Annotated in this window: 20 protein-coding genes; 15 read left to right on the top strand and 5 right to left on the bottom strand. The window is 73.4% G+C overall.

What is annotated here, in order from left to right; translation table 11 throughout:
- Nucleotides 1-6: 6 nt before the first annotated feature.
- The 6 genes from ASG41_RS01975 to ASG41_RS01950 all read left to right on the top strand — a co-directional run bounded on the left by ASG41_RS01975 (nt 7) and on the right by ASG41_RS01950 (nt 9,968).
- On the top strand, nt 7-1,932 hold the full coding sequence (locus ASG41_RS01975) for a methylmalonyl-CoA mutase subunit beta (RefSeq protein WP_200938676.1): 1,926 nt from the start codon (nt 7-9) through the stop codon (nt 1,930-1,932).
- On the top strand, nt 1,929-4,136 hold the full coding sequence (scpA, locus tag ASG41_RS01970; RefSeq protein WP_056288920.1) for a methylmalonyl-CoA mutase: 2,208 nt from the start codon (nt 1,929-1,931) through the stop codon (nt 4,134-4,136). The genes ASG41_RS01975 and scpA overlap by 4 nt, the downstream gene beginning before the upstream one ends.
- The gene (gene meaB / locus ASG41_RS01965; RefSeq protein ID WP_056288918.1) at nt 4,136-5,134 is read left to right on the top strand and encodes a methylmalonyl Co-A mutase-associated GTPase MeaB; all 999 of its coding nucleotides are present in this window, start codon (nt 4,136-4,138) and stop codon (nt 5,132-5,134) included. The genes scpA and meaB overlap by 1 nt, the downstream gene beginning before the upstream one ends.
- A gap of 84 nt (nt 5,135-5,218) precedes the next feature.
- Complete coding sequence (locus tag ASG41_RS01960) at nt 5,219-5,761, top strand: hypothetical protein (protein WP_157518907.1); 543 nt, start codon at nt 5,219-5,221, stop codon at nt 5,759-5,761.
- Nucleotides 5,762-5,868: 107 nt separating this feature from the next.
- Nucleotides 5,869-7,272 (top strand): NAD(P)H-quinone dehydrogenase, encoded by a 1,404-nt coding sequence (locus ASG41_RS01955; RefSeq protein ID WP_056288911.1) that lies wholly within the window; start codon nt 5,869-5,871, stop codon nt 7,270-7,272.
- Nucleotides 7,273-7,364: 92 nt separating this feature from the next.
- Complete coding sequence (locus ASG41_RS01950) at nt 7,365-9,968, top strand: reprolysin-like metallopeptidase (RefSeq protein ID WP_157518905.1); 2,604 nt, start codon at nt 7,365-7,367, stop codon at nt 9,966-9,968.
- A 62-nt stretch (nt 9,969-10,030) separates the two neighbouring features.
- Here the strand turns inward: ASG41_RS01950 and ASG41_RS01945 are convergent, their stop codons facing one another.
- Nucleotides 10,031-11,788 carry a biotin carboxylase N-terminal domain-containing protein gene (locus tag ASG41_RS01945; RefSeq protein ID WP_082556460.1) on the bottom strand — a complete coding sequence of 586 codons (1,758 nt, stop codon included), beginning with the start codon at nt 11,786-11,788 and terminating at the stop codon, nt 10,031-10,033.
- 92 nt (nt 11,789-11,880) lie between these two features.
- Here ASG41_RS01945 and ASG41_RS01940 point away from each other — a divergent pair, with 92 nt between their 5' ends.
- The 4 genes from ASG41_RS01940 (at nt 11,881) to ASG41_RS01925 (ending at nt 15,859) form a co-directional block, all read left to right on the top strand.
- The gene (locus ASG41_RS01940) at nt 11,881-13,209 is read left to right on the top strand and encodes a sugar ABC transporter substrate-binding protein (protein WP_056288905.1); all 1,329 of its coding nucleotides are present in this window, start codon (nt 11,881-11,883) and stop codon (nt 13,207-13,209) included.
- A complete protein-coding gene (locus tag ASG41_RS01935) occupies nt 13,206-14,147 on the top strand; it encodes a carbohydrate ABC transporter permease (protein WP_056288901.1) in 942 nt (313 codons plus the stop codon). The genes ASG41_RS01940 and ASG41_RS01935 overlap by 4 nt, the downstream gene beginning before the upstream one ends.
- Nucleotides 14,144-15,019, top strand: a complete 876-nt coding sequence (locus ASG41_RS01930) for a carbohydrate ABC transporter permease (RefSeq protein ID WP_056288897.1) — start codon at nt 14,144-14,146, stop codon at nt 15,017-15,019. The genes ASG41_RS01935 and ASG41_RS01930 overlap by 4 nt, the downstream gene beginning before the upstream one ends.
- A gap of 120 nt (nt 15,020-15,139) precedes the next feature.
- Nucleotides 15,140-15,859, top strand: a complete 720-nt coding sequence (locus ASG41_RS01925; RefSeq protein ID WP_056288893.1) for a class I SAM-dependent methyltransferase — start codon at nt 15,140-15,142, stop codon at nt 15,857-15,859.
- Between the two features lie 320 nt (nt 15,860-16,179).
- Here the strand turns inward: ASG41_RS01925 and ASG41_RS01920 are convergent, their stop codons facing one another.
- From ASG41_RS01920 to ASG41_RS01910, 3 genes are read right to left on the bottom strand one after another with little or no spacing between them, the layout of a single operon-like run.
- The gene (locus ASG41_RS01920) at nt 16,180-16,782 is read right to left on the bottom strand and encodes a nucleoside triphosphate pyrophosphatase (RefSeq protein ID WP_082556459.1); all 603 of its coding nucleotides are present in this window, start codon (nt 16,780-16,782) and stop codon (nt 16,180-16,182) included.
- Complete coding sequence (locus ASG41_RS01915; RefSeq protein WP_056288890.1) at nt 16,779-16,994, bottom strand: acyl-CoA carboxylase subunit epsilon; 216 nt, start codon at nt 16,992-16,994, stop codon at nt 16,779-16,781. The genes ASG41_RS01920 and ASG41_RS01915 overlap by 4 nt, the downstream gene beginning before the upstream one ends.
- Nucleotides 16,991-18,565 carry an acyl-CoA carboxylase subunit beta gene (locus ASG41_RS01910; RefSeq protein WP_056290144.1) on the bottom strand — a complete coding sequence of 525 codons (1,575 nt, stop codon included), beginning with the start codon at nt 18,563-18,565 and terminating at the stop codon, nt 16,991-16,993. Before ASG41_RS01910 ends, ASG41_RS01915 begins: the two co-directional genes overlap by 4 nt.
- Nucleotides 18,566-18,639: 74 nt before the next feature.
- Here ASG41_RS01910 and ASG41_RS01905 point away from each other — a divergent pair, with 74 nt between their 5' ends.
- The 4 genes from ASG41_RS01905 to ASG41_RS25150 all read left to right on the top strand — a co-directional run bounded on the left by ASG41_RS01905 (nt 18,640) and on the right by ASG41_RS25150 (nt 24,240).
- Entirely contained in the window at nt 18,640-19,473 is an 834-nt protein-coding gene (locus ASG41_RS01905; protein ID WP_056288886.1) for a biotin--[acetyl-CoA-carboxylase] ligase, read from the top strand.
- Between the two features lie 31 nt (nt 19,474-19,504).
- Entirely contained in the window at nt 19,505-20,071 is a 567-nt protein-coding gene (locus ASG41_RS01900; protein WP_056288883.1) for a PH domain-containing protein, read from the top strand.
- A 66-nt stretch (nt 20,072-20,137) separates the two neighbouring features.
- Nucleotides 20,138-21,286: an exonuclease SbcCD subunit D gene (locus ASG41_RS01895; protein WP_056288881.1), complete on the top strand. Its 1,149-nt coding sequence runs from the start codon at nt 20,138-20,140 to the stop codon at nt 21,284-21,286.
- On the top strand, nt 21,283-24,240 hold the full coding sequence (locus ASG41_RS25150) for an AAA family ATPase (protein WP_056288878.1): 2,958 nt from the start codon (nt 21,283-21,285) through the stop codon (nt 24,238-24,240). The genes ASG41_RS01895 and ASG41_RS25150 overlap by 4 nt, the downstream gene beginning before the upstream one ends.
- Before the next feature lie 23 nt (nt 24,241-24,263).
- Here the strand turns inward: ASG41_RS25150 and ASG41_RS01885 are convergent, their stop codons facing one another.
- Nucleotides 24,264-24,779, bottom strand: coding sequence for a GtrA family protein (locus ASG41_RS01885; protein ID WP_235564359.1), 516 nt, complete (start codon nt 24,777-24,779; stop codon nt 24,264-24,266).
- Between the two features lie 68 nt (nt 24,780-24,847).
- Between ASG41_RS01885 and ASG41_RS01880 the strand changes: the two genes are divergently transcribed.
- Nucleotides 24,848-26,053: a 5-(carboxyamino)imidazole ribonucleotide synthase gene (locus ASG41_RS01880; RefSeq protein ID WP_056288875.1), complete on the top strand. Its 1,206-nt coding sequence runs from the start codon at nt 24,848-24,850 to the stop codon at nt 26,051-26,053.
- Nucleotides 26,054-26,072: the final 19 nt, after the last annotated feature.

Raw genomic sequence — 26,072 nt, 5'->3', positions numbered from 1 at the left:
CCGACGATGAGCCACCAGTCAGACCACGACGCCACGGCCGAGTCCCCCATGGACGCGGCCCAGGTGCCCGACGAGCCCGCCGCCCCGGCGCAGCTGTCCCTGGCCGCGGGCTTCCCCGCGGTCACCCGCGAGCAGTGGCGCGAGGCGGTGGCCGGGGTGCTGCGCAAGGCCGGTCGGGAGGAGCTGCCCGACCCGGTGGAGGACGCGCTGCGCCGCACCGTGGCCACCGGCGTCGACGTCGCCCCGCTGTACAGCGCGGCCGACGTCGCCGACCTGCCCCCGACCGGCGTCCCCGGGGCACCGCCGTACGTGCGCGGCAGCCGGGTCGTCCGGCCGGCCCCCTCGGCCGTCGACGCGCAGGCCGCCGGCGGCGGCATCCCGGCCGGCTGGGACGTCCGGCAGCGGCACGCCGACCCCGACGTCGCGACGACCCGCGAGGCTGTCGCCGCCGACCTCGAACACGGCGTCACCTCCCTGTGGCTGGTGCTCGGTGACGGCGCGGTCCCGGTGGACTCCCTGGGCGAGGTGCTCACCGACGTGCTGCTGGACCTCGCGCCGGTGACCCTGCAGGGCGGGGTGCCCGCCGCCGAGGCGTTCCTGGACCTGGTCGAGGGCCGCACCGACCTGGCTCCCGGTGGCTCGCTGGGCCTGGACCCGCTGAGCGTGCACGCCACCTCCGGGCAGGAGCAGAGCCTGGGAGGCCTCGCCGAGCTGGCCCGCCGGGCCGCGCCACACGGGGACCTGCGAGCCCTCGTCGTCGACGCCACCGTGGTGCACGACGCCGGTGCCACCGCCGTCGAGGAGCTGGGCTGTGCGCTCGCCGCGGGGGTCGCCTACCTCCGGGCGCTGACCGACGGCGGGCTGTCCCTCGACGAGGCGGCCACCCAGCTGGAGTTCCGGTTCGCCGCCACCGCCGACCAGTTCACGACCATCGCGATGCTGCGCGCCGCCCGCCGTCTGTGGGACCGGGTCGGCGAGGTCGCCGGTGTCTCCGCCGAGGCCCGGGGCATGCGGCAGCACGCCGTCACGTCATCGGTGATGACCACGCGGCGGGACCCCTGGGTCAACATGTTGCGCACCACGGTGGCCTGCTTCGCCGCCGGCGTCGGCGGGGCGGACGCGGTCACGGTCACCCCCTTCGACGCAGCCCTCGGCCTCCCCGACGCCTTCGCCCGCCGCATCGCCCGCAACACCCAGGCGCTGCTGACCGAGGAGGCCCACCTCGCGCGGGTCCTGGACCCCGCCGGGGGCTCCTGGTACGTCGAGTCGCTCACCGACGCCCTGGCCCACGCGGCCTGGGACTGGTTCACCGAGATCGAGCGCGCCGGCGGGTACGCCGCGGCGCTGTCCTCGGGGCTGGTGCACGCCCGGGTCGCCGCTGCGTGGGAGGCCAGGTCGTCGCGCCTGGCCACCCGCCGCGACCCGATCACCGGGGTCAGCGAGTTCCCGAACCTCGCCGAGGGGCTGCCCCGCCGCCGTCCGGCCGCCGAGGTGCTGCCCCCGGGACCAGGCGGTCTGCCCCGGGTGCGGGCCGCCGAGGCGTTCGAGGCGCTGCGCGACCGGGCCGACGCCGCCGATGCCCGCCCCGCCGTGTACTTGGCCACGATCGGCAAGCCCGCCGCGCACACCGCGCGGGTGTCCTTCGCGAGCAACCTCTTCCAGGCCGGCGGCCTGGCGACACCCACCGGGGACGGCGCCTCCGGCTTCGCCGACGCAGGGACGACGGTCGCCTGCATCTGCGGGTCCGACCGTGATCGCGCCGACGCGGCCGGCCTGGTCGCCGAGCTGCGCGCGGCCGGGGCGACCCGGGTGTGGCTGGCCGGCAAGCCCGACCCCGATGTGGACGGCGTGGACGGCCACGTGTTCACCGGCTGCGACGCCGTCGCGGTGCTGGGCACCACCCTCGACGAGCTGCTGGGAGCGCGGGCATGAGCACCATCCCCGACTTCGGGTCCGTGGACCTCGGCGTCCCCGCGCAGGCCGACGCCGCTGCGGACTGGGCGGCGGCGTTCACCGCGCACACCGGCCGGTCGGTCGGCGAGGCCGCATGGGAGACGCCCGAGGGCATCGCGGTCCCACCGCTGCTGACGGCCGAGGACCTCGCTGGGCTCGACCACCTGGACGGGTACCCGGGTCTGCCGCCCTTCGGCCGCGGCCCCTACCCGACGATGTACACGACCCAGCCGTGGACCGTGCGGCAGTACGCCGGCTTCTCCACCGCTGCGGCGTCCAACGCCTTCTACCGGCGCAACCTGGCGGCCGGGCAGAAGGGCCTGTCGGTCGCCTTCGACCTGCCCACCCACCGCGGTTACGACTCCGACCACCCGCGGGTGCCCGGCGACGTCGGCATGGCCGGGGTGGCCATCGACTCGATCTACGACATGCGCCAGCTCTTCGACGGCATACCGCTGGACCGGATGAGCGTGTCGATGACGATGAACGGCGCCGTGCTGCCGGTGCTCGCGCTCTACATCGTCGCGGCGGAGGAGCAGGGGGTGGCCCCCGAGCAGCTGAGCGGGACCATCCAGAACGACATCCTCAAGGAGTTCATGGTCCGCAACACCTACATCTACCCCCCGGGGCCCTCGATGCAGGTGATCAGCGACATCTTCGCGTACACGTCGCAGAAGATGCCGCGCTTCAACTCGATCTCCATCTCCGGCTACCACATCCAGGAGGCCGGGGCCACGGCCGACCTGGAGCTGGCCTACACCCTCGCGGACGGCGTGGAGTACCTGAAGGCCGGCCGTGCGGCGGGGATGGACGTCGACGCGTTCGCGCCCCGGTTGAGCTTCTTCTGGGGCATCGGGATGAACTTCTTCATGGAGGTCGCCAAGCTCCGGGCGGGGCGGCTGCTGTGGGCCAAGCTGGTGGAGCGGGAGGGCGCGACCAACCCCAAGTCGCTGTCGCTGCGCACCCACTCGCAGACCTCGGGCTGGTCGCTGACCGCGCAGGACGTCTACAACAACGTCGTCCGCACCTGCCTGGAGGCGATGGCCGCCACCCAGGGGCACACCCAGTCGCTGCACACCAACGCCCTGGACGAGGCGCTCGCGCTGCCGACGGACTTCTCCGCCCGGATCGCCCGCAACACCCAGCTGCTGCTGCAGCAGGAGTCCGGGACGACGCGGGTCATCGACCCGTGGGGCGGGTCGGCGTACGTGGAGAAGCTGACCCACGACCTGGCGGCCGAGGCGTGGGCGCACATCGAGGAGGTCGCGGCGCACGGCGGGATGGCGCAGGCGATCAGCGACGGCATCCCCAAGCTGCGCATCGAGGAGGCCGCCGCCCGCACCCAGGCCCGCATCGACTCCGGCCGCCAGCCGGTGATCGGGGTCAACAAGTACCGGGTGGACGCCGACGAGGCCATCGAGGTGCTGCGCGTCGACAACGCCGACGTGCTGGCCCAGCAGGTGCAGCGGCTGCGGGAGCTGCGCGAGGAGCGGGACACCGCCGCCTGCGAGGCCGCGCTGGCCCGGTTGACCGACGCCGCCCGGGCCGCCGCCGAGGGCACCCGCGGGAACGGACTGGAGGACAACCTGCTCGCCCTGGCCGTCGACGCCGCCCGGGCCAAGGCCACGGTCGGGGAGATCTCCGACGCCCTGGAGGCCGTCTACGGCCGGCACGCCGGCCAGGTGCGCACCATCTCCGGGGTCTACCGCGAGGAGGCAGGGGAGTCCGGGCCGATGGCGACCACCCGCGCGCTGACCGAGGAGTTCGCCGAGGCCGAGGGCCGCCGGCCGCGCATCCTGGTGGCCAAGATGGGCCAGGACGGCCACGACCGCGGGCAGAAGGTCATCGCCACCGCGTTCGCCGACCTCGGCTTCGACGTCGACGTGGGCCCGCTCTTCCAAACGCCGGAGGAGGTCGCCCGCCAGGCGGTCGAGGCCGACGTGCACGTCGTCGGGGTGTCCTCGCTGGCGGCCGGGCACCTCACCCTGGTGCCCGCGCTGCGCGATGCGCTGGCCGCCCTGGGTGCCGAGGACGTGCTGATCGTGGTCGGCGGGGTCATCCCGCCCGACGACGTCCCGACGCTGAAGGAGATGGGCGCCGCCGCGGTCTTCCCGCCCGGCACCGTCATCGCCGAGGCCGCTCAGGAACTGCTGCGCGAGCTCGCCAGCCGACTCGGGCACTGATGGCGCGGGCGGTCGACGTCCCGGCGCTCGCCGAGGGCGTGCTCGCCGGTGACCGGCGGGCCGTCGCGCGGTCGATCACGCTGGTCGAGTCCCGGCGCCCCGAGCACCGGGAGCAGGCGCAGGAGCTGCTGGTGGAGCTGCTGCCGCACGCCGGGGGCGCGCAGCGGGTCGGGATCAGCGGGGTGCCCGGGGTGGGCAAGTCCACCTTCATCGACCAGCTGGGGGTGGACCTCACCGCCGCCGGCCACCGGGTCGCCGTCCTCGCGGTCGACCCGTCGTCCGCGCGATCGGGCGGGTCGATCCTGGGGGACAAGACCCGGATGTCACGGCTGTCGGTCGACCCGGCCGCGTTCATCCGGCCCTCGCCCACCGCCGGCACCCTCGGCGGGGTCGCCCAGGCGACCCGGGAGTCCATGGTCGTCGTCGAGGCGGCCGGCCACGACGTGGTGCTGGTGGAGACCGTCGGCGTCGGGCAGTCCGAGGTCACCGTCGCCGAGATGGTCGACACCTTCCTGTTCCTGACCCTGGCCCGCACCGGGGACCAGCTGCAGGGCATCAAGCGCGGCATCCTGGAGATCGCCGACGTCATCGCCGTCAACAAGGCCGACGGCCCGGCCGCCGGTGAGGCCCGCACGGCCGCCCGCGAGCTGGCCGGGGCGATCCGGATGCTGCGCGGCACCGGCGACTGGGACGTGCCCGTGCTGACCTGCGCCGGGCTCACCGGGGAGGGCCTGGCCGAGGTGTGGTCCCAGGTCGTCGCCCACACCGACCGGCTGCGGGCCTCCGGGGAGTTCGACCGGCGTCGCCAGAGCCAGCAGGTGCGGTGGACCTGGCAGCTCGTCCGCGACGGCCTGGAGGCCCGGCTCCGGGAGCACCCGGCCGTGCGGTCCTCGGCCCCGGGCCTGGAGCAGCAGGTGCTGGCGGGGGAGTTGACGCCGGCTCTGGCGGCGCGGCAGCTGGTGGCGACGTTCCTGGCGGACCCGCCGGCCCTCGGCTGACTCACACCCCGGGGGAGGTCACAGCTCCGCAACGGGGCCGGGGTCGTGGCTGCGGCGTTCACGACCGCACCTACGTTCGACGCCGTGACGTCCTCCTCGCCGCAGAACCAGTACCCACCCCGCTCGCCACAGGGGCTGGCCGCGCGATGGGTCCAGTGGGCTGCCACACCGAGCTTCTTCCGCAGCCCGATCGCCGACACGTCCGGAGCCCGCGGCGGACTGCACCAACCAGACGACGTCTGGTTCCTGGCGGGTTCCTACGGCGGTGACCCGGTCGTCCGGCACCTCGTGGTCCCTCCCCGCCGGGAGTTGTTCTTCCCCGTCTTCACCATGTGGTTCGTCGACCAGCGCCCGGAGGTGGTCGAGCAGGCGTTCGGCACCCTGTCCGTGGACGGGGTGGACACCGCCGTCGACGTCGTCGCCACCCACGACCCGTTCGTCGTGCGCGGCGGCTTCCTGAACGGTGTGAACCGGTCCCGCAGGCCCGTGTGGATGTCCGTCTGGGGCCTCTGGGGATCGCTGTCCCCGCTCGGGGCCGGGCAGCACGAGGTCGCGATGCGCGGCGGTGACGGCCACGGCTTCGTCGTCGACGTGACCTACCGGCTCGACGTGCGGGGGACCGCCTGAGCTCTGGACGTGTGGCGAGCCTGACCGGGGTGGTGGCGGACGACACCGTCGCGAGCGGGGAGACTGGGGCTGCACACCCACCGCTCAGCCCGGGAGTTGGACCACACATGACCCGCATCGTGATCATCGGCGGCGGACCGGCCGGCTACGAGGCCGCCCTGGTGGCCGCCCAGCTCGGTGCCGAGGTGACCGTCGTGGAACGCGACGGACTCGGTGGTGCCAGCGTGCTCACCGACTGCGTGCCCTCCAAGACCCTCATCGCCGCCGCCGGCGCGATGACCGCGGTCCGCGACTCGGCCGTGCTGGGCCTGCAGGGCTCGGACTGGGCCACGGTCAGCCTGGACATCGCCGCGGTCAACCAGCGCATCCGCGGCCTGGCCGTCGCCCAGTCCGCCGACATCCACGCCCGGCTCGACAGCGTCGGCGTGCGGACCATCAGCGGGCACGCCCGGCTCTCCGACGAGATCCGCGGCCTCATCGCGCACCGGGTCGAGGTCTGCGACGGCGACGGCGGGGTCCGCGAGGAGCTCGAGGCCGACGTCGTGCTGATCGCCACCGGCGCGGACCCCCGGGTGCTCCCCGGCTCCGAGCCCGACGGCGAGCGGATCCTGTCCTGGCGGGACGTCTACGACCTGGAGGACCTCCCCGAGCACCTCGTCGTCGTCGGGTCCGGCGTCACCGGGGCCGAGTTCGCCTCCGGGTACCTGGAGGCCGGCGTCCCGGTGACCCTGGTGTCCTCCCGCGACCAGGTGCTGCCCGGTGAGGACGCCGACGCGGCCGCCGTGGTGGAGAAGGTCTTCCAGTCCCGCGGCGGCAAGATCGCCGAGCGGGGCCGCGCCGAGTCGGTCACGCGCACGGCCACCGGCGTCGAGGTCCGGCTCACCGACGGCCGGGTGGTCACCGGGTCGCACGCGCTGATGACCGTGGGCACCGTGCCCAACACCGACGGGCTCAACCTGGAGAAGTGCGGGGTGGCGACCTCGCAGGCCGGTCACGTCGTCGTCGACCGGGTGTCCCGGACGTCGGTGCCCGGCATCTACGCCGCGGGCGACGTCACCGGGGTCTTCCAGCTGGCGTCGGTGGCGGCCATGCAGGGCCGGATCGCGATGTGGCACGCGCTGGGCGAGGCGGTGAGCCCGATCCGGCTCAAGACCGTCGCCGGCAACGTGTTCACCCACCCGGAGATCGCCACGGTCGGGGTGCAGGAGAAGTCGATCGTCGAGGGCTCGGACATCGAGTCCGTGCAGCTGCCCCTGGCCACCAACGCCCGCGCCAAGATGAGCGACATGCGGGACGGGTTCGTCAAGATCTTCGCCCGCCGCTCGACCGGCGTCGTCGTCGGTGGCGTCGTGGTGTCCCCGGGCGCCTCCGAGCTGGTCCTGCCGATCACCCTGGCCGTCAGCAAGGGCCTGACGGTCGGGGACCTGGCCCAGACGTTCTCCATCTACCCCTCGCTGTCCGGGTCGATCACCGAGGCCGGACGGCGGTTGATGAACTCCGACGACGAGTGACCGTCGTCGCCACCCCGTCCGGGTGGTGTGACTACAGCACCGTGCCGGTCCGGCCGATGCACTGAGCGGAACCCCTCTGCTCAGGAGCAATCGTGAACTCAGCACGCCCCCGCCGCGCTCTCCGCGCCTCGGTGTTCGTCGCGTCCGCAGCAGTCCTCGCCTCGTTCCTGGTCGCACCGGTCGCGAGTGCGGAGGAGGTGCCGGGTGGCGTGCCGACCACCGCTGCCGAGGAGACGTCGACCCCGGACGCCGAGCCCACGCCGGAGCCCACGGCGCCGGCCACCGACACCCCCGCCACGGCGGGTCCGGACGCGACGGCGACGCCCGAGCCCACTCCCACCCCGCCGCCCGCGACCGGTGACGCGGGCACGGTGGACGCAGGGGACACCGTCGTCGGCGAGCTCGTCCAGGCCTGGCCGGACCCGGTGGCCGAAGAGGTGCTGGGTCACGACGAGCACGACCACTCGGACGAGCACGACCACGCGGACGAGCACACCGCCGACGAGGTGCCCCTGACCTGGATCCAGCCGGCCGAGGGCGACGCCGTCCGCGTCCCCACCGAGGACGTTCCCAGCGCTCCCGTCGGATCGACCGTCGCAGTGACCGTCGGCGAGGAGGTGACGGACGAGGCCAGCGCCGAGCAGGGCTTCGACGAGGCCCGTGAGGTCCTGGACGCCCAGGTGCTGCAGGCCGCTGCACCCGATCCGACCACCGCGGCGGCCGGTGCGGCGCCGACCAACACGGTCACCGTCGTCCTGGTCGTGCCGGCCGGGGGGACCGCCGACTCGACGACCGTCACCTCCGTGGTGGACGAGCTCGACAACGGGGTCGCCGGCTTCTGGTCGAGCCAGAGCAACGACACGATCCGGCTGGACGCCGTCGCCGGCGCAGCCGGGTGGATCACCTCCAGCCGGGCGTGCAGTGACCCGACGGGTCTCTGGAACGACGCGGCCGCACGGGTGGGCTGGACCGGCGGGCCCGGCAAGCACCTGATGCTGTACCTGCCGCGGACCTCGACCAGCTGTTCCTACGGGTTGGGCACCGTCGGCTCCTCGCCCGGCTCGGGTGGGGTCTCCTACGTCCGGGACGTCGCCACCTCGGTGATGGCCCACGAGCTCGGCCACAACTTCGGCCTCGGGCACTCCTCCGCCTACCAGTGCGACGGGGCGATCGAGGGCGGCACCTGCCAGACCCGTGCCTACTACGACCTGTACGACGTCATGGGCATCTCCTGGGGGCAGGTCGGCTCGCTCAACGCCGTCCAGTCCGCACGTCTCGGTCTGCTCCCTGCAGCCCAGCAGGTGGCCATCACGGCATCCAGCGTCGCGACCACGGTCACGCTGGCGCCCGTGTCAGCGACCTCAGGAGTCCGTGCGGTTCGATTGACCGCCTCTGACGGGAGCGTCTACTGGCTGGAGTACCGGCAGGCCGGTGCCAGGGACGCCTGGCTCGGTGATCCTCGCAATGCCTACGGGCTCAACTCGGGCGTGGTGCTCCGGCGAGTCGGGAGCGGGTCCGACACCTCGTTGTTGCTCGACGGCACCCCGTCTCGTCCCAACGCCTGGAGCGGGGACCTCCAGGTCGCCCTCCCCGTCGGCACGCCGCTCGCCGTCGCCAAGAACGACATCACCGTCATGGTGACGTCGAGCAACGGTCCGACGGCGACCCTGCGCATCGCCGGACGCTCGTCCGGCGCCTACGGACCCGGTGCGCAACTGACCTCTGGACAGGCGCTCACCAGTGGATCGTCTCTGACGTCGCCCAACGGCAAGTACCGGCTGACCCTCCAGGCCGACGGCAACCTGGTCTCGACGGGGAGCGGGGGCCGCATCTCGTGGGCGACGTACACCTACGCCCCTGGAGCGCGGCTGGTCATGCAGCCGGACGGCAACCTGGTGGAGTACTCGTCAGCTGGCCGCGTCGTCTGGCACGCGGACACGTGGGGGAATGCCGGCGCGGGCCTGGCCGTCCGCGACGACGGATCCGTGGCGGTCCTCGCTTGGGACGGGACGGTGCTGTTCAGCACGCCAGCCGACTCACCGGCCACCCTGAAGACGGGGCAGCAGCTGTTCTCCGGCCAGTACCTCGTCTCGGCGAACGGGCAGTCCCGCCTGACGATGCAGGCCGACGGCAACGTGGTCGCCTCCGGCACGGGCGGGCGGATCCTGTGGGCCTCTTACGTCTACTCCCCGGGTGCGCGTCTCATCCTGCAGCCCGACGGCAACGTGGTGGAGTACTCGGCCGCGGGTCAGGTCCTGTGGCACAGCAACACGTGGAACAACCCGAACGCGGTGCTGACCGTGCGGGCGGACGGGGCCTCGGCGGTCACGGACGCCGGCAGCCGGGTCGTCTGGTCGACGCCTGCGGACACGCCGTCGGGCCTGAGCTCGGGGCAGGCGTTGTACGCCGGCCAGTACCTGGTCTCGCCGGACGCCACCCACCGCCTCGTCATGCAGGAGGACGGGAACCTGGTCCTGTACGGCATGGGAGGACGGGTCGTGTGGGCCACCTACGTCTACGCGCCTGGCAGCCGACTCGTCTTGCAGCCGGACGGGAACCTGGTGTCCTACAGCCCGCGTGGGGAGGCGACCTGGAACTCCGGGACGTGGGGCCGGGCAGGAGCCACGGCCGCACTGCAGGACGATGGTCGGCTCGTGGTCAAGACCGGTGGGTCGACCGTCGTCTTCACGACCTGAACCCGAGCGAGGGGGGGCTCTCGGTCCGGCAACTGGCGGGACCAAGGGCCCTCGGCGGCGGCTCAGGCCGTCGCCGCCTCCGCGATCGAGCACAGCACCGCACCACTGGTCACGGTCGCCCCGACCTCGGCGGACAGCCCGGTCACCGTGCCGGCCTTGTGCGCGGTGATCGGCTGCTCCATCTTCATCGCCTCCAGGACGACGACGAGGTCTCCGACGGCGACGGTGTCCCCGTCGGAGACGGCGACCTTCACGATGGTCCCCTGCATCGGGGAGGTGAGGGAGTCACCGGAGGCGCCGGCGCCACCGGCTCCGGCACCGCGCTTGCGGGGCTTGGCGGCAGCACCCGCCGGGGCACCGCCGGAGGCGAGGCCGGCCGGCAGGGAGACCTCGAGCCGGCGACCGCCGACCTCGACGACGACGGTCTGCCGCTCCTCGGGCTCGTCGGCGTCGGCCGCGGCACCGTAGGGCTGGACCTGGTTGTCCCACTCGGTCTCGATCCACCGGGTGTGCACGCTGAACGGCTCGGAGGTGAACGCCTCGTCTCGCACGACGGCGCGGTGGAACGGGATGACCGTGGCCATGCCGTCGACCTCGAGCTCGTCCAGGGCGCGGCGGGCCCGGTCCAGGGCCTCGGCGCGGGTGGCGCCGGTGACGATCAGCTTGGCCAGCATCGAGTCGAACGCACCGGCGACCTCGCCGCCGAGCACGACGCCGGAGTCCCAGCGCACGCCGGGGCCCTGCGGGACCGAGAGGCCGGTGACGGGGCCCGGGGCGGGCAGGAAGCCGCGGCCGGCGTCCTCGGCGTTGATCCGGAACTCGAAGCTGTGACCGCGCGGCTCGGGGTCCTCGGTGATCTCCAGGGGGAGACCGTCGGCGATGCGGAACTGCTGGCGGACCAGGTCGATCCCCGAGGTCTCCTCGCTGACCGGGTGCTCGACCTGCAGCCGGGTGTTGACCTCCAGGAAGGAGATGTCGCCGTCGACGCCGACCAGGTACTCGACGGTCCCGGCGCCCACGTAGTCCGCGGCCCGGACGATGTCCTTGGCGCTGGAGTGGATGCGGGCCCGCTGCTCGTCGGTGAGGAACGGCGCGGGGGCCTCCTCGACCAGCTTCTGGTTGCGGCGCTGCAGCGAGCAGTCCCGGGTGCCGACGACGACGACGTTGCCGTGCGTGTCGGCCAGCACCTGGGCCTCGACGTGCCGCGGGTGGTCCAGGAACTTCTCCACGAAGCACTCGCCGCGCCCGAAGGCGGACACCGCCTCGCGCACCGCGGAGTCGAAGAGCTCCGGGATCTCCTCCATGGTGCGGGCCACCTTCAGTCCACGGCCGCCGCCGCCGAACGCGGCCTTGATGGCCACCGGCAGCCCGTGCTCCTCGGCGAAGGCGACCACCTCGTCGCCCCCGGCGACCGGGTCCTTCGTCCCGGGCACGAGGGGTGCACCGACCTCGGTGGCGATGTGCCGGGCCTGCACCTTGTCGCCCAGCGCGATGATCGCTGCGGGGGAGGGGCCGATCCAGGTCAGCCCGGCGTCGAGCACGGCCTGGGCGAAGTCGGCGTTCTCGGAGAGGAAGCCGTAGCCGGGGTGCACCGCGTCCGCGCCGGACTGCCGGGCGGCGTCCAGGATCTTGTCGATGACCAGGTAGGACTCACCGGGCGTGGTCCCGCCGAGGGCGAAGGCCTCGTCGGCCACCCGCACGTGCAGGGCGTCCCGGTCGGTGTCGGCGTACACGGCGACGGAGGCGAGTCCGGCGTCCTTACAGGCGCGGGCGACGCGGACGGCGATCTCGCCGCGGTTGGCGATCAGGACCTTCTGCACAGTGCACAGCCTCCTCGATGAGAACGGTCGGACTGTAGCCAGCACACCAAGATCGAGTCGCGGCAGGGCGTACCGGACCCCAGGGTCTCACTGTGCCGTTGCGACCTCGGAGCCCTCACGGGCCAGCGGAAGGACTGTCTCGCCGGGCCTTCCTGGCCGCGACCGGGGCGGGTGCCCTCGCCCTGTCCGGCTGCGGCACCGGCTTCGGGCTGCGCGGCAGTGACGGCTCGGCCAGCCGGGAGGGCCGGCTGAGCTTCACGCTCTGGGCCGGGGAGGCGGAACTGACCGCGTTCCAGACCATCGCCGAACAGTGGACGGCGACCAGCGGCGTCCCCGTGGTGTTCAACGTTGTGCCCTTCGGTGAGGCGCTGACCGGCATCGACGCCAACCTGGCCAGCGACCGCGCGCCGGACCTGTTCCGGGTGACCTACCAGGACATCGGCATCTACGCCGCCGGCGGCGCCCTGCTCGACCTCACCGACCGGTTGCCGGGCGGGTTCCTGGACGGGTTCGGTGAGGCGTTCGTGTCCGCCGTCCGGTCGGAGGGCCGCGTCTTCGGCGTGCCGCACCACACCGACACCTCACTGGTCCTCTACGACACCGAGGCGCTGCAGGCCGCCGGGGCCCGCCTCCCGACCAGCCTGGACGACGCCTGGACGTGGGAGGAGTTCCGGTCGGTCGCGGCGTCCCTGCCGACCGGGGAGAGCCAGTACGCCTTCGGCGTCAACTGGCAGCTGGCCGGCGCCTACCGCTGGCTGAACTGGGTCGACCAGCGCGGCGGCCGGTTGCTCACCGACGACCTCACCGCACCGGCCATCGACAGCCGGGCCGCCCGGGACGCCCTCGCGCTCACCCAGTCCTTCTTCACCGAGGGCCTGGTGCCGCCCACGACATCCACCAAGGGCTCCTACGTCGACGAGCTGTTCACCGCCGGCACCATCGGGATGGTCTTCGCCGGGGACTTCCTGCTCCCGACGATCGACCCGGAGTTCACCGGCTCGGGACGCTCCTACGGCGCGACGTTCCTGCCCCGGGACGAGACGGCGTCGGCGGACCTGGGGGGCAACGCCGTCGTCGCCACCTCCCAGTCGGTGAACGCCGAGGCGGCTGCGGACTTCCTGGCCTTCCTGTCCGGGGACGAGGCGCAGGCGCTGTTCTGCGAGCAGGCCGTCGTGCTGCCCACCCGGACGTCGCTGCTGGGCCAGACCCTGGACTACGCCGTCCGTCCCGACCTGATGGAGCTCTTCGTGGAGCAGGCCACCACGATCACCCCGGGGCTGTCCGCCCAGGTGACCGTGCCGCAGTTCAACGCCGTCAACGCCTCCCTGGTCGACCGCCTGGAACAGGCGTTCCTCGGCGGCGACGACCCGGCCCAGGTGCTCGAGGACCTGGCCGCCGACGTCGAGGGGCGGCTGTCGTGACGACCGCTGCGCCGGCCGCCGTCACCGCACCGGTGCCCGACCCGCCCCGGTCCCGGACGGGACGCAGCGGTGCCTGGCGGGAGTCGGCTGCTGCCTGGGGTCTGCTGTCGCCGAACCTGCTGGTCTTCGGCGTCTTCCTGCTGCTGCCGCTGATCGCGACCGTCTGGCTCTCCCTCTACAGCTCCTCCGGCTTCGGTCCCCGCGAGTTCGTCGGGGCCGACAACTACACCGAGCTCGCCGGGGACTCGACCTTCTGGCGCTCGGCGCTGAACACCGGGGTCTACGCCCTGCTCACGGTCCCGCTGTCGCTGGTCCTCGGGCTCGGGGTGGCGCTGGCGATCAACAAGCCGCTGCGCGGTCGTGGCTTCCTGCGGGCCGTCTACTACGTCCCCTACGTGATCAGCGGCGTCGTCATCGCCATCGCCGGGCGCTGGATCTTCAACGAGAACGTCGGCGTGGTGAACCGGCTGCTCCGCTCGGTCGGCATGGACGGCATCGCCTGGCAGTCCGACGGGACCGCGGCGATGGTCTCGCTGGTGCTGATCAGCGTGTGGACCAAGGTCGGGTTCTGCATGGTCGTCTACCTGGCCGGGCTGCAGTCCATCCCCGCCGAGTACCTGGAGGCGGCGCAGATGGACGGCGCCGGGCGGTGGTCGCGGCTCTGGTACGTCGTCGTCCCGTTGCTCAAGCCCACGACCGTCTTCCTGGTCGTTCTCGGCGTCATCGAGAGCTTCCAGGTCTTCGACATCGTCTACGTGCTCACCGGCGGCGGGCCGGGCAACTCCACGGAGATGCTGGTGACCTACGCCTACGCCGAGGGCTTCGACGCCCGGCGGCAGGGCTACGCCGCCACGATCGGGGTGGTCACCTACCTGGTGATCGCCGTCCTGACCGCGCTGTGGTGGCGTCGGCAGAAGGCGACGGAGGCCGAGCAGTGACCACCACCGAGGACCGCCCGGCCACCCGCCCTGCGCCTGCCCAGCGGCGCCAGCGTGGGGGAGCGGGCTGGCTGTCCGGCCGGGCCGTCGCCCTCGTCCTGGGCGCGCTGGTGATGCTGTTCCCGCTGTACTGGATGCTGGTGACGGCGTTCTCCGGCGGGGGCGCACTCACCAGCGGACCCCTCCGGTTCTGGCCCGAGGAGCCCACCCTCGACGGGTTCCGGCGGGCGTTCGAGCTGCTCCCGTTCGGCACCTTCTACCTGAACTCGCTGGCCATCGCGGTCGTGGCGATGGCGCTGTCGGTAACGCTGAACCTGTTGGCCGGCTACGTCCTGGCCAAGTACCGGTTCCGCGGGCGGCAGGCGGTCTTCGTGGTCATCCTGTCGACCCTGATGATCCCGGTGCAGGTCGTGATGATCCCGCAGTTCCAGCTGGTGGCCGGGCTGGGCTGGGTCGACTCCTACTGGGCCGTCATCGTGCCGCGCGCCGCCGAGGCCTTCGGCATCTTCCTGTGCCGGCAGTTCATGCTCGGCATCCCCGACGAGGTGCTCGAGGCGGCCCGCCTGGACGGCGCCGGCCACCTGCGCGTCTTCTGGTCGGTGGTGCTGCCGATGAGCCGGCCGCTGATCGCGGTGCTGGTGATCCTGACGTTCATGTACCGCTGGAACGAGTTCGCCTGGCCGCTCATCGTGCTCAACGACCAGGCGTTGTTCACCGTCCCGATCGGGCTGGCGTTCCTGCAGGGGGAGTACGGCACCGACTACCCGGCGCTGATGGGGATGGCCCTGCTGTCGACCCTGCCGATCCTGGCCGTGTTCGCGGTCTTCCAGCGGCAGTTCGTGGAGGGTGTGGCCCGCAGCGGCCTGCGTTGACGGGCGACCCCGGTCTCATGAACACCACACACCCCTTGCGTCCCAGAGCTCCGGGTCGTTGCCCGAGTAGGTGCGTTGCGGTGCTGGTTGGGACGGCGCCAGGAACGTAGCGTCCAGCACATGACGTCAGACGCCGCCAAGACGCCGCTCACGAGTCACCCCCTGAACGCGTCCCACGACGGGGACCCCGACGGGTACGACGACATGCGCTCATCGGGTCACATGGCTCGGCGACGTCTGGAGTTCTTCGACGAGGTCGTTGCGGCGTCCGACGGCATGGTGGTCGAGATCGGCTCCGGGACCGGCGTCTTGGTGCGCCAGCTGGCAGCACGGCACCCCGACCGCTCCTTCGTCGGTGTCGAGCCCCTCACCAACTACGTGGACTTCGCCCGCGAGCAAGCGCGTGCAGCAGGGTTGGACAACGTCCGCTTCGAGGTGGGTACCGGCGAGGACCTGGCGAACTTGGTGGGCGATGCTTCGGCTGGTCTGGTGATCAGCGTCGACATGTTGCACCACGTCGACGACGTTCGAGCTGTGGCTGAACAGGTCGCTCGCGTGGTGGCTCCTGGTGGGCAGTGGCGGGCCATGGAGCCCAACCGTGTCCACCCCTACGTCCTGGCGTACCACGTCCTGACCGATGGTGAGCGCACCTTCCCTGTCCGGCCCTTCCTCCGTGCGGCCGCCAGTTCCGGTTGGCAGCTGCGCGCGAGGCGGAACATGTACCTCTACCCCAGCACCGTCCCTCGGGTGCCCAATTGGGCCGCATCGGTGGAACGTCGACTCGAAGGCCTTCGTCCAGTTGCCGGCGCCGTCGTCCTGGATCTCCGCAAGAGCGCGTGAGTCCCCGCAGCTGCCGCTGGACTGCTGACGGGACGTGACCTCGACACGCCGCACCGCACTGCTCGGGCGACGGTCCGGGCCGCACACCTCCTCACGGCCGTCCCATCCGACCTCGGTCTTGGTGGGGTGCCGATCTCCGCCTCGCGGCGGTCGCCCGTGGGCTCGTGGAACGCCCGTCGGTCAGGCGCCGCCCGATCGGATCTGGACGCCGATCGAACCTGACATCCACCGAGCGGCTGTCGCCCTGGGCCGGGCCGGCAGGAGTGGCGAGCGCCGCGGCCTGCCGTCGGACCGTCGCACAGCCCCGTCGAACGGGATCCTCAGCGGTCCCAGAGGTCGACGACGGCCAGCCCGAGCTTGCCCAGCTGCTCGCGCAGCAGCGGCAGCGACAGCCCGACGACGGCCGAGGGGTCACCGTCGATTCGCCGAACGAACGGACCGCCCAGCCCGTCGAGGGTGAAGGCGCCGGCGACCTGGAGCGGCTCGCCGGTCCCGATGTAGGCCTCGATCTCCGCCTCCGACGGCGACGCGAAGTGCACCGTGGTGGAGGCGACGGCGACGTCGCGGCGGGACACCGACCCGGCCTGTACGTCCAGCAGCGCCTGGCCGGTGTGCAGCGTGCCGCTGCGACCGGCCATCCGGCGCCACCGCTGCCGGGCGTCGGCGGCGTCCGCGGGCTTGCCCATGGCCTCGCCACGGAACTCCAGCAGCGAGTCGCAGCCGATCACCAGGGCGTCGGTCTCCTGCCTGGCCACGGCCTGCGCCTTGGCTGCGGCCAGCAGGGCCACCAGCTCCCCGACCCGCGGGGAACGGATCGTCGACTCGTCCACGCCGGAGACGACCACCTCGGGGGAGAGACCGGCCTGGCGCAGCAGCTGCAGCCGGGCCGGGGACGCCGAGCCCAGGACCAGCCGGCGGCTCACGAGAACCGCCCCGCGGCGCGCCAGCCGCCCGGACCGGCCTGCACCGGCGTCCGGACGACGTCGCGGCGGGACGCCCAGGCGCCCACCGGCGCGGGGCACCTGCGGGTGCGGCGCTGGGAGAGCGCCGCGACCACGACGGTGAGCGCGGCGAGCTCCTCGGCCGAGGGCTCACCCCGCACGACCCGCAGCAGGGGGCGGACCGGCTCGCTCACAGCGGGATGTTCCCGTGCTTCTTGGGCGGCAGCGTCTGGCGCTTGTTCGCCAGCAGGCGGAGCGCACGGGTGACGTGCACCCGGGTGTGCGAGGGCGGGATGACCGCGTCGATGAACCCGCGGTCGGCGGCGATGTAGGGGTTGGCGAGGGTGTCCTCGTACTCGGTGATCAGCTCGGCGCGGCGGGCGTCCGGGTCGTCGGAGGCCGCCAGCTCCTTGCGGTAGAGGATCCCGACCGCGCCCTGCGCCCCGACGACGGCGATCTGCGCGGTGGGCCAGGCCAGGTTGACGTCGGCGCCCAGGTGCTTGGAGCCCATGACGTCGTAGGCGCCGCCGTAGGCCTTGCGGGTGATGACGGTGACCAGCGGGACGGTGGCCTCGGCGTAGGCGTAGATCAGCTTGGCGCCGCGGCGGATGATGCCGTCCCACTCCTGGGAGGTGCCGGGCAGGAAGCCGGGCACGTCGACCAGGGTGAGCACCGGGATGTTGAAGGCGTCGCAGGTGCGGACGAACCGGGCGGCCTTCTCGCTGGCGTCGATGTCCAGCGTGCCGGCGAACTGGGTGGGCTGGTTGGCCACGACGCCGACCGGGCGGCCCTCGACCCGGCCGAAGCCGATGAGGATGTTGGGCGCGAAGAGCGGCTGCACCTCGAGGAACTCGCCGTCGTCGACGACGTGCTCGATGACGGTGTGCATGTCGTAGGGCGTGTTGGCCGAGTCCGGGACGAACGTGTCCAGCTCGGCGTCCAGGTCGCTGACCGCCTCGGGCAGTGCGACGTCGACCGGCGCGACCTCCAGGGTCGGCAGCGGGTCCAGGTTGTTGCTGGGGAGGTAGGACAGCAGCGCCTTGACGTAGTCCAGGGCGTCGGCCTCGTCGGAGGCCAGGTAGTGCGCGACGCCGGACTTCGTGTTGTGCGTGCGGGCGCCGCCCAGCTCCTCCAGCGTCACCTCCTCACCGGTCACGGTCTTCACGACGTCCGGGCCGGTGATGAACATCTGGCTGGTCTCGTCGACCATCACGATGAAGTCGGTCAGTGCGGGGGAGTAGACGTGCCCACCGGCCGCGGCGCCCATGACCAGCGAGATCTGCGGGATGACGCCCGAGGCGTGCACGTTGCGCCGGAAGATCTCGCCGTACAGCCCGAGGGAGACGACACCCTCCTGGATGCGGGCGCCACCGCCCTCGTTGATGCCGATGATCGGGCAGCCGTTACGCACCGCGAGGTCGAGGACCTTGACGATCTTCTCCCCGTACACCTCACCGAGGCTGCCGCCGAAGACGGTGACGTCCTGGGAGAAGACGCAGACCGGGCGGCCGTCGACGGTGCCGTAGCCGGTGACGACGCCGTCCCCGAACGGGCGCTTGGCGTCCATCCCGAAGTTCGTCGAACGGTGCCGGGCGAACTCGTCGAGCTCCGTGAACGAGCCCGGGTCCAGCAGTGCCTCGATCCGCTCGCGCGCCGTCATCTTCCCGGCGGCGTGCTGCTTCTCCACGGCCCGGTCGGAGCCCGCGTGCGCCGCCTCGTCCAGGCGGCGCTCGAAGTCGGCCAGCCGGCCGGCGGTCGTGTGCATGTCGATGTCCGCCGGGACGTCCTCGCCGGCATTGCCGAGTTCAGCCGTGGTCACAGCGCCGTAGCGTAGGTGACGTGTCCGACAACTCCACAGGTCGCTGGTCCGACCTGGACCGCCCCGCACTGGACGCCGCCGCACTCACCGCGGTGCTCCGGCGCGACGGGTCGATGTGGCGCACCGTGGAGGTGCTGCCCGCGGTCGGGTCCACCAACGCCGAGCTGGTCGCCCGGGCCGCCGCCGACGAGCCCGAGGGCCTGGTGCTGGTGGCCGAGGACCAGCAGGCCGGACGCGGTCGCCTGGACCGGGTCTGGACCTCCCCGCCGCGGGCCGGCATCCCGGTGTCGGTGCTGCTGCGCCCCGACGTCCCCGCGGCCCGGCGGGGTTGGCTGTCCCTGCTGGCGGGGGTGGCGCTGGCCGAGTCGCTGTCCGACGTCGTCCCGACCTCGCTGAAGTGGCCCAACGACCTGCTCGCCGCCGACGGCCGCAAGCTCGCCGGCATCCTGTCCGAGGCCAGCGGCCCGGCCGTCGTCGTCGGGGTGGGGGTCAACGTGTCCACCCGCGCCGACGAGCTCCCCGACACCGGGACGTCGCTGGCCCTGGCCACCGGTCGCGCGGTCGACCGGGGACCGGTCCTGCTGGCCTACCTGCGCGCGTTCGAGGCGCGCTACCGGACGTGGGTCGAGCACGCCGGGGACCCGGTGTCCTCCGGCCTGGCCCGGGACTACCTGGCCTGGTGCTCCACGGTCGGCCTCGAGGTCACCGTGACGATGCCCGATGGGCAGCTGCTGCAGGGCGTGGCGGAGGCCGTCGACTGGGACGGCCGGTTGGTTGTCGCGACCCCCGAGGGCCGGGTCGACCTGGCCGCCGGCGACGTGCGACACGTGCGGCCGCGCGCCGCCGGGTCGTGACGGCGGGGCGCGCGTCGGTCATCCTGTCGCCGTGGCGTACCCCGACAAGCTGCTGGCCGACGACGAAGAGGTCGTCCGGCACCTGCACCCGCACTGGCTGACCGTCTTCTGGCCCGTCGTGCTGTTCCTGGTCCTCGTGGGTCTGGGGTCCTTCGGCGCGGCGATGATCCCGGCGGGGTCGAACCAGGGCGTGTACCGGTTGGTGGTCGTGGTGGCCGCCGTGGTGCTCGGGGTCGCGTTCGTCGTCGTCCCGCTGCTGAAGTGGCGGACGACCCACTACGTGATCACCACGCACCGGCTGCTCTACCGCGTCGGCATCCTGTCCCGCACCGGTCGCGACCTCGGCCTGTCCCGGATCACCGACGTCTCCTACAGCCAGACGCTGTGGGACCGGATCATCAACTCCGGCACGTTGACCATCGAGACCGCCGGCGAGGGCGGGTCCACCGTGTTCTCCGCCATCCCGGACTCCGAGGGCGTGCAGCAGCTGCTCAACCACATGGTCGAGGAGGACGCCGACCGTCGGGCGCAGGAGAGCGCCGGGTACATCGGGCAGTACTACCGCGGCGAGACCGGGCCGGTCCCACCGCAGCGCTGACCCCACCGGCCCCACGAGTCCGGCCCCGGTCGAGGAATGTCGGAGGGTCCGCCTAGCGTCGGGGCCATGCGGTTGCTGCACACCTCGGACTGGCACGTGGGGCGGTCCCTGCACGGGACCGACCTGCTCGCCGAGCAGGAGGCCGTGCTCTCCGGGCTCGCCGACGTCGTGCGCGCCGAGCGGGTGGACGTCGTCCTGGTCGCCGGTGACGTGTACGACCGCGCCGTGCCCTCCGCCGACGCGACCGGGGTGCTGGACCGGGTGCTCTCGCGGCTGCGCGCCGCGGGCGCGACGGTCGTCCTGACCCCGGGGAACCACGACTCCGCCCGGCGGCTGGGCTTCGCCTCCGGGTTGCTGGCCGTCTCCGGCGTCCACGTCCGCGCCTCGACGCCGGCCCTGGACGAGCCCGTGCTCCTGGTCGACGAGCACGGCGAGGTCGCCGTCTACGGGCTGCCCTTCCTGGAGCCCGAGGTCGCCCGGCACCAGCTGGGCGTGGACGTCGGGCGTTCGCACCAGGCCGTGCTGTCCGCGGCCATGGAGCGGGTGCGGTCGGACCTCTACTTCCGGCCCGGTGCGCGGTCGGTGGTCCTGGCGCACGCCTTCGTCGGTGGCGGCGAGCCCAGCGACTCCGAGCGGGACATCGCCGTGGGCGGGGTCGACCTGGTCGGCCCGTCGGTGTTCGACGGCGTGGACTACGTGGCGCTGGGCCACCTGCACCGCCCCCAGACGCTCACCCCCCGGCTCCGGTACAGCGGTTCACCGATGGCCTACTCCTTCGGGGAGGCGGGCCAGCAGAAGTCCGTGTGGCTGGTCGACCTGGACGCCGGCGGCCTGGCCGACGTCCGGGCGGTGGGGCTGCCGGTCCCCCGCGAGCTGTCCGTGCTCACCGGGGAGCTGGGCGAGCTGCTCGCGGACCCGTCGTACACCGCGGTCGAGGACCACTTCGTCTCTGGACGGCTCACCGACGGCGTCCGCCCGGCCGACCCGATGCGCCGGCTGCAGGCCCGCTTCCCGCACTGCGTGCACCTGGAGTGGGCGGGCACGGGGTCGGTGACCGACGGGCTCAGCTACACCGACCGGATGCGCGGGCGGTCGGACCTCGAGGTCGCCGGCGAGTTCGTGCGACACGTCCGCGGCGTGGGCGCCTCGCCCTCCGAGCAGGAGCTGCTGGGACGGGCGCTGACCGTGCTGGACCGGGACGAGGCAGCCCGATGAGGGTGCACTCGCTGTCGGTGAGCGCCTTCGGCCCCTTCGCCGACACGGTCACCGTCGACCTGGACGACGTCGGCCGGGACGGGCTGTTCCTGCTGTGGGGTCCGACCGGTGCGGGCAAGACCACGCTGCTCGACGCGGTCGTCTTCGCGCTGTACGGCACCGTCCCCGGGGCGCGCGGGGAGGAGAAGCGCCTGCGCAGCGACCACGCCGGTGCCGGCACCCGCACCGAGGTCCGGTGCGAGCTGACGCTGGGGGAGGAGCGGCTGGTGGTCACCCGCAGCCCCGAGCAGCAGCGCCCCAAGAAGCGAGGCGCCGGCGTCACCACCGAGCAGGCCAAGCTGCTCGTCCAGCGCCTCACCCCGGGCGGGTGGGAGCCGGTCAGCACCCGCATCGACGAGGGGTCCGAGCACCTGCGCACCCGGCTCGGGTTGTCCGCCGAGCAGTTCTGCCAGGTCGTGCTGCTGCCGCAGGGAGACTTCGCGCGGTTCCTGCGGGCCGAACCCGAGGACCGCAGCAGGCTGCTGCGGACCCTCTTCGACGTCGACCGGTTCGCCCGCGCCGAGGACTGGCTGGCCGAGGAGCGCCGACTGGCCCAGCAGCACGTCGACGTGGCCCGGGCGCAGCTGTCCACCCTGCTGGCCCGCGTCGCGCAGACCGCGGACGTCGACGTGCCCGAGGAGCTGGCCCCCGACCTGCTCGGTGCCGCCGGGGTCCGCGCCGACCGGTGGGTCGGCCAGGTCCGCGGGTCTGCCCGGGCCCGGGACGTCGCAGCGGCGGAGCGGGCAGGACGGGCGGCGGCAGGCGTGACGGCCACGGACGGGGAGCTGGCCGCGGCCCGTGCGGCAGCCGACCGGCACGACCGCCGCGACCGGGCCCGGGCCGACCTGGGCCGGGCGACCGCCGAGGAGGGGGCGCTCGCGCCGCTGCGCCTGCGCTGGGAGGCGGGCCAGCGGGCCGAGCCCCTGCGCGATGCCCTGGAGGCGGCCGGGCGGGCGGCCCTGGCCCACCAGCAGGCCGAGGACCGGGCCACCCGGGCCACCCGGGCCTGGTCGCGCGTCTCCGACGGGCGCCCCGCCGACACCCTCACCGTGCGGGCGCTGCGGGACCAGGCCGCGGTGCTGCGCGGCCTGCTGCCCGACGTCGACCGCTGTGACCGGCTGGGCCGGGAGGTACCGCGGCTGGCCCGTGCGGTGACCGAGCTCGAGGAGCGCATCGCGAGGGCCGAGGCGGCCGCCCGGGACCTGCCCGACCGTCGCGCCGCGGCCCAGGCGGCGGTGACCGCTGCGGAGCGGGGGCAGGCCGAGCTCCCGGGCCGGGAGGTCGAGGTGGCCCGGTGGACGACGTCCCTGCGGGCCGCCCGCGACGTCGACGCCACCGCCCCCCGTGTGCGGTCGGCCGAGGAGCGGCTCGCCGCGGCGCGCTCGGCCTGGCTGGATGCCCGGGAGCGCGCCGCGGACCTGCGGACCGCCCGGCTGGACGGGATGGCCGCCGAACTCGCCGCCGACCTGGTCGACGGTCAGGACTGCCCGGTGTGCGGGTCGGTAGAGCACCCGGCGCCGGCCCGCGGCACGGCGGGCTCGGTGACCGCGGAGGCGGAGGAGCAGGCCGGCCGGGCCGTGGCCGCGGCCGACACCGTGCAGCAGACCGCCCGGGCGGAGCTGCAGCGTCTGGAGACGACCCGGGCCGCCGCTGCCGCACTGGCCGGGGACGTCCCGGCGGCGGCCCAGGCGGCTCAGCTGGCGGTCGCCGAGGAGGCACTCGCCGTCGCCCGCGGACTCGCGTCGTCCCTGGTGCGGGCCCGGCAGCTGCTGGCCGACGTGGTCGCAGAGGCTGAGGTCGCCGCCGACCAGGTCATGGCCGACCGTGCCGGGCTGGAGCGGCAGCGTGCGGTCCTGGCCACCGCGGCCGACGCGCTCACCGACCTCCGCACCCAGCTCGATGCGGCCGCCGACGGGCACCCGGACCTGGCGACGGCCCTCCGGCACCACACCCGCGCAGCCGAGCTGTGCGAGGCAGCCGTCGACACCCAGACCGCCGAGGTCACGGCGCGGGCCGCCCTGCTGGAGGCGACCGCCCGCCTGGACGAGCGGGCCGGGGAGCAGGGCTTCGCCGACGTCGCCGAGGCCGCGGGTGCCCTCCTGGACCGCGGGGAGTCCGCCCGTGCGGCCACCACGCTGCGGACCCACGACCAGGCGCTGGCCCTGGCCACGGCCGTGCTGGCCGAGCCCGAGCTGGCCGACCTCGGTCCCCGCCCCGACGTGCCGGCCCGCGAGGGGGCCTGCCGGGCCGCGACCGCCGAACGGGAGGCCGCCGTGGCCGAGGCCCGGGACGCCCACCGTCGGGTCACCGAGCTGGAGGCGCTGGCCGGTGAGCTGACGGCGGCCCGGGTGGACCTGGACGAACGCCGCAGCTGGGTGGAGCGGGTCGGGACGCTGGCCGACCTGGTCAACGGCCGGGGCTCGAACACGCTGCGGATGCGTCTGCAGTCCTTCGTGCTGGCCGCCCGCCTGGAGCAGGTCGCCGAGGTCGCGAGCCGGCGGCTGCAGGACATGTCCGGCGGCCGCTACACCTTCCTGCACAGCGACGTGGCCGGCCGCAACGGCGCCCGCGGCGGACTGGGTCTCGACGTCCTGGACGAGTACACCGGCGTCCGTCGGCCCACCAAGACGCTGTCCGGCGGGGAGAGCTTCATGGCCTCACTGGCCCTCGCCCTGGGCCTGGCCGACGTGGTCACCGCCGAGAGCGGCGGCGTCCGCATCGACACCCTCTTCGTCGACGAGGGCTTCGGCACCCTCGACCCGCTCGCCCTCGACGCGGTGATGGGTGTACTGGACGAGCTGCGCCGTGGCGGCCGCACCGTGGGGGTCATCAGCCACGTGGAGGAGCTCCGGGCGCGGATCCCCAGCCGGGTCGAGGTGGTGGCGGGCCGGGACGGGTCGTCGCTGGCGGCCTGAGGCCAGCGGAGGACCGGCCCCTGTCAGGTCCGCGACGAGGACGGCCGAGTCGTTCGCGGCAGGGACTCGGACTGCGCCTCGGCGGCAGGGCTCGGCGCCGCCGCCGGGAAGACCCAGCGCCGGTAACAGAGGTAGCGGATCACGGTGCCCAACGCGATCGACCCGATGTTGGCGACCTGGAGCACCAGTGCGCCGTCCTGGTCCAGCGGGTAGCGGACGAGCGCGACGATCGCCAGGCCCAGGACGAGGGTCAGTCCGTTGATCAGGGCGAACAGCAGGTACTCCCGCCGCAGCCCGGTGCGCGCCCGGTGGTTGAAGGACCAGTACCTGTGTGCGAAGTAGGCCACGGTCATCGAGATGACGGTGGAGAGCAGCTTGGAGGTGACCGCACCCCAGCCCAGGTGGGCGTAGAGGAGTTGGAAGAGGCCTATGTCGATGACGAAGCAGGCGGCCCCGACGGCACCGAAGGCGCCGAGTTCCTTGACCAGCAGTTGCCAGCTCACCCCCGTCCGGCGGCGCAGCACCTCCAGCAGTGTCACGTCTGCGGACTCTACGGAGCACGAGGCCCCCCGGCCTCCCGGCGGACGCCCGATAGCCTGGCCACACCATGGCAGCCGTTCTCGACCCCCGTACCGGTACGCCCGTCGTCGCGATGGTCGGGGGCGGGCAGCTGTCCCGGATGACCCACCAGGCGGCCATCGCCCTCGGACAGTCCCTGCGGGTGCTCGCCACAGACCCGGCGGAGTCCGCAGCCCTCGTCGCCGGTGACGTCCGGCTGGGTGACCACCGCAGCCTCGACGACCTCCTGGCCCTCGCCGACGGGGCCACCGTCGTCACGTTCGACCACGAGCACGTGCCCACCGACCTGTTGCACGCACTCCAGGAGGCCGGGCACCGGGTCGCCCCCGGCCCCGACGCCCTGGTGCACGCCCAGGACAAGCTGGTGCTGCGGCGCGCACTGGCCCAGGCGGGGGAGCCGCAACCCGCCTGGGCCGAGGTGCGCACCCCCGCGGAGGTGTCGGCCTTCGCCGAGGCGAACGCCTGGCCGGTCGTGCTCAAGACCCCGCGCGGCGGCTACGACGGTCGCGGCGTCTTCGTGGTGGACGGGGTGGACGAGGCGGCGGCGCTGCTCACGGAGCACGGACCGCTGCTCGCCGAGGAGCGCGTGGAGATGGTCCGCGAGCTCGCCGCCCAGGTGGCGCGCTCGCCCTTCGGACAGGTCGCGGTCTACCCCGTCGTCGAGACCGTCCAGCGGGACGGCGTCTGCAACGAGGCCATCGCCCCCGCCCCCGGTCTGGACGACGAACTGGCCACCGCCGCCCAGGAGATGGCCGTCCGGATCGCCGACCGCCTCGGCGTCGTCGGGATGCTGGCCGTCGAGCTCTTCCAGACCCCGGACGGCGTCCTGGTCAACGAGCTGGCCATGCGGCCGCACAACTCCGGGCACTGGACCATCGAGGGCGCGCGGACCAGCCAGTTCGAGCAGCACCTGCGCGCGGTCCTGGACTACCCGCTGGGATCGACGGCGATGACCGCACCCGTCGTCGTCATGGCCAACGTCCTGGGTGGGGACGCCGCCGACGAGGACTGGGCGGGGCCGGGCCTGGACGAGCGCATCCACCACTTCATGGCGCACTGGCCCGACGTGAAGCTGCACTGGTACGGCAAGAGTCAGCGCCGCGGCCGCAAGCTGGGTCACGTGACGGCGCTCGGTGCCGAGCTGGAGGAGGTCCGCGCCCGTGCGGTGGCCGCTGCCCGCTACCTGGCCGACGGGGTCGTCGACCCGGCGTTCGCCTTCCCCGAGCACGACTGACCCGTGACCGGCACCCCGC

Origin of the sequence: Modestobacter sp. Leaf380, from assembly GCF_001424485.1 — a bacterium.
GTDB lineage: Bacteria > Actinomycetota > Actinomycetes > Mycobacteriales > Geodermatophilaceae > Klenkia.
This window is presented reverse-complemented; position numbering and strand designations above follow the sequence as displayed.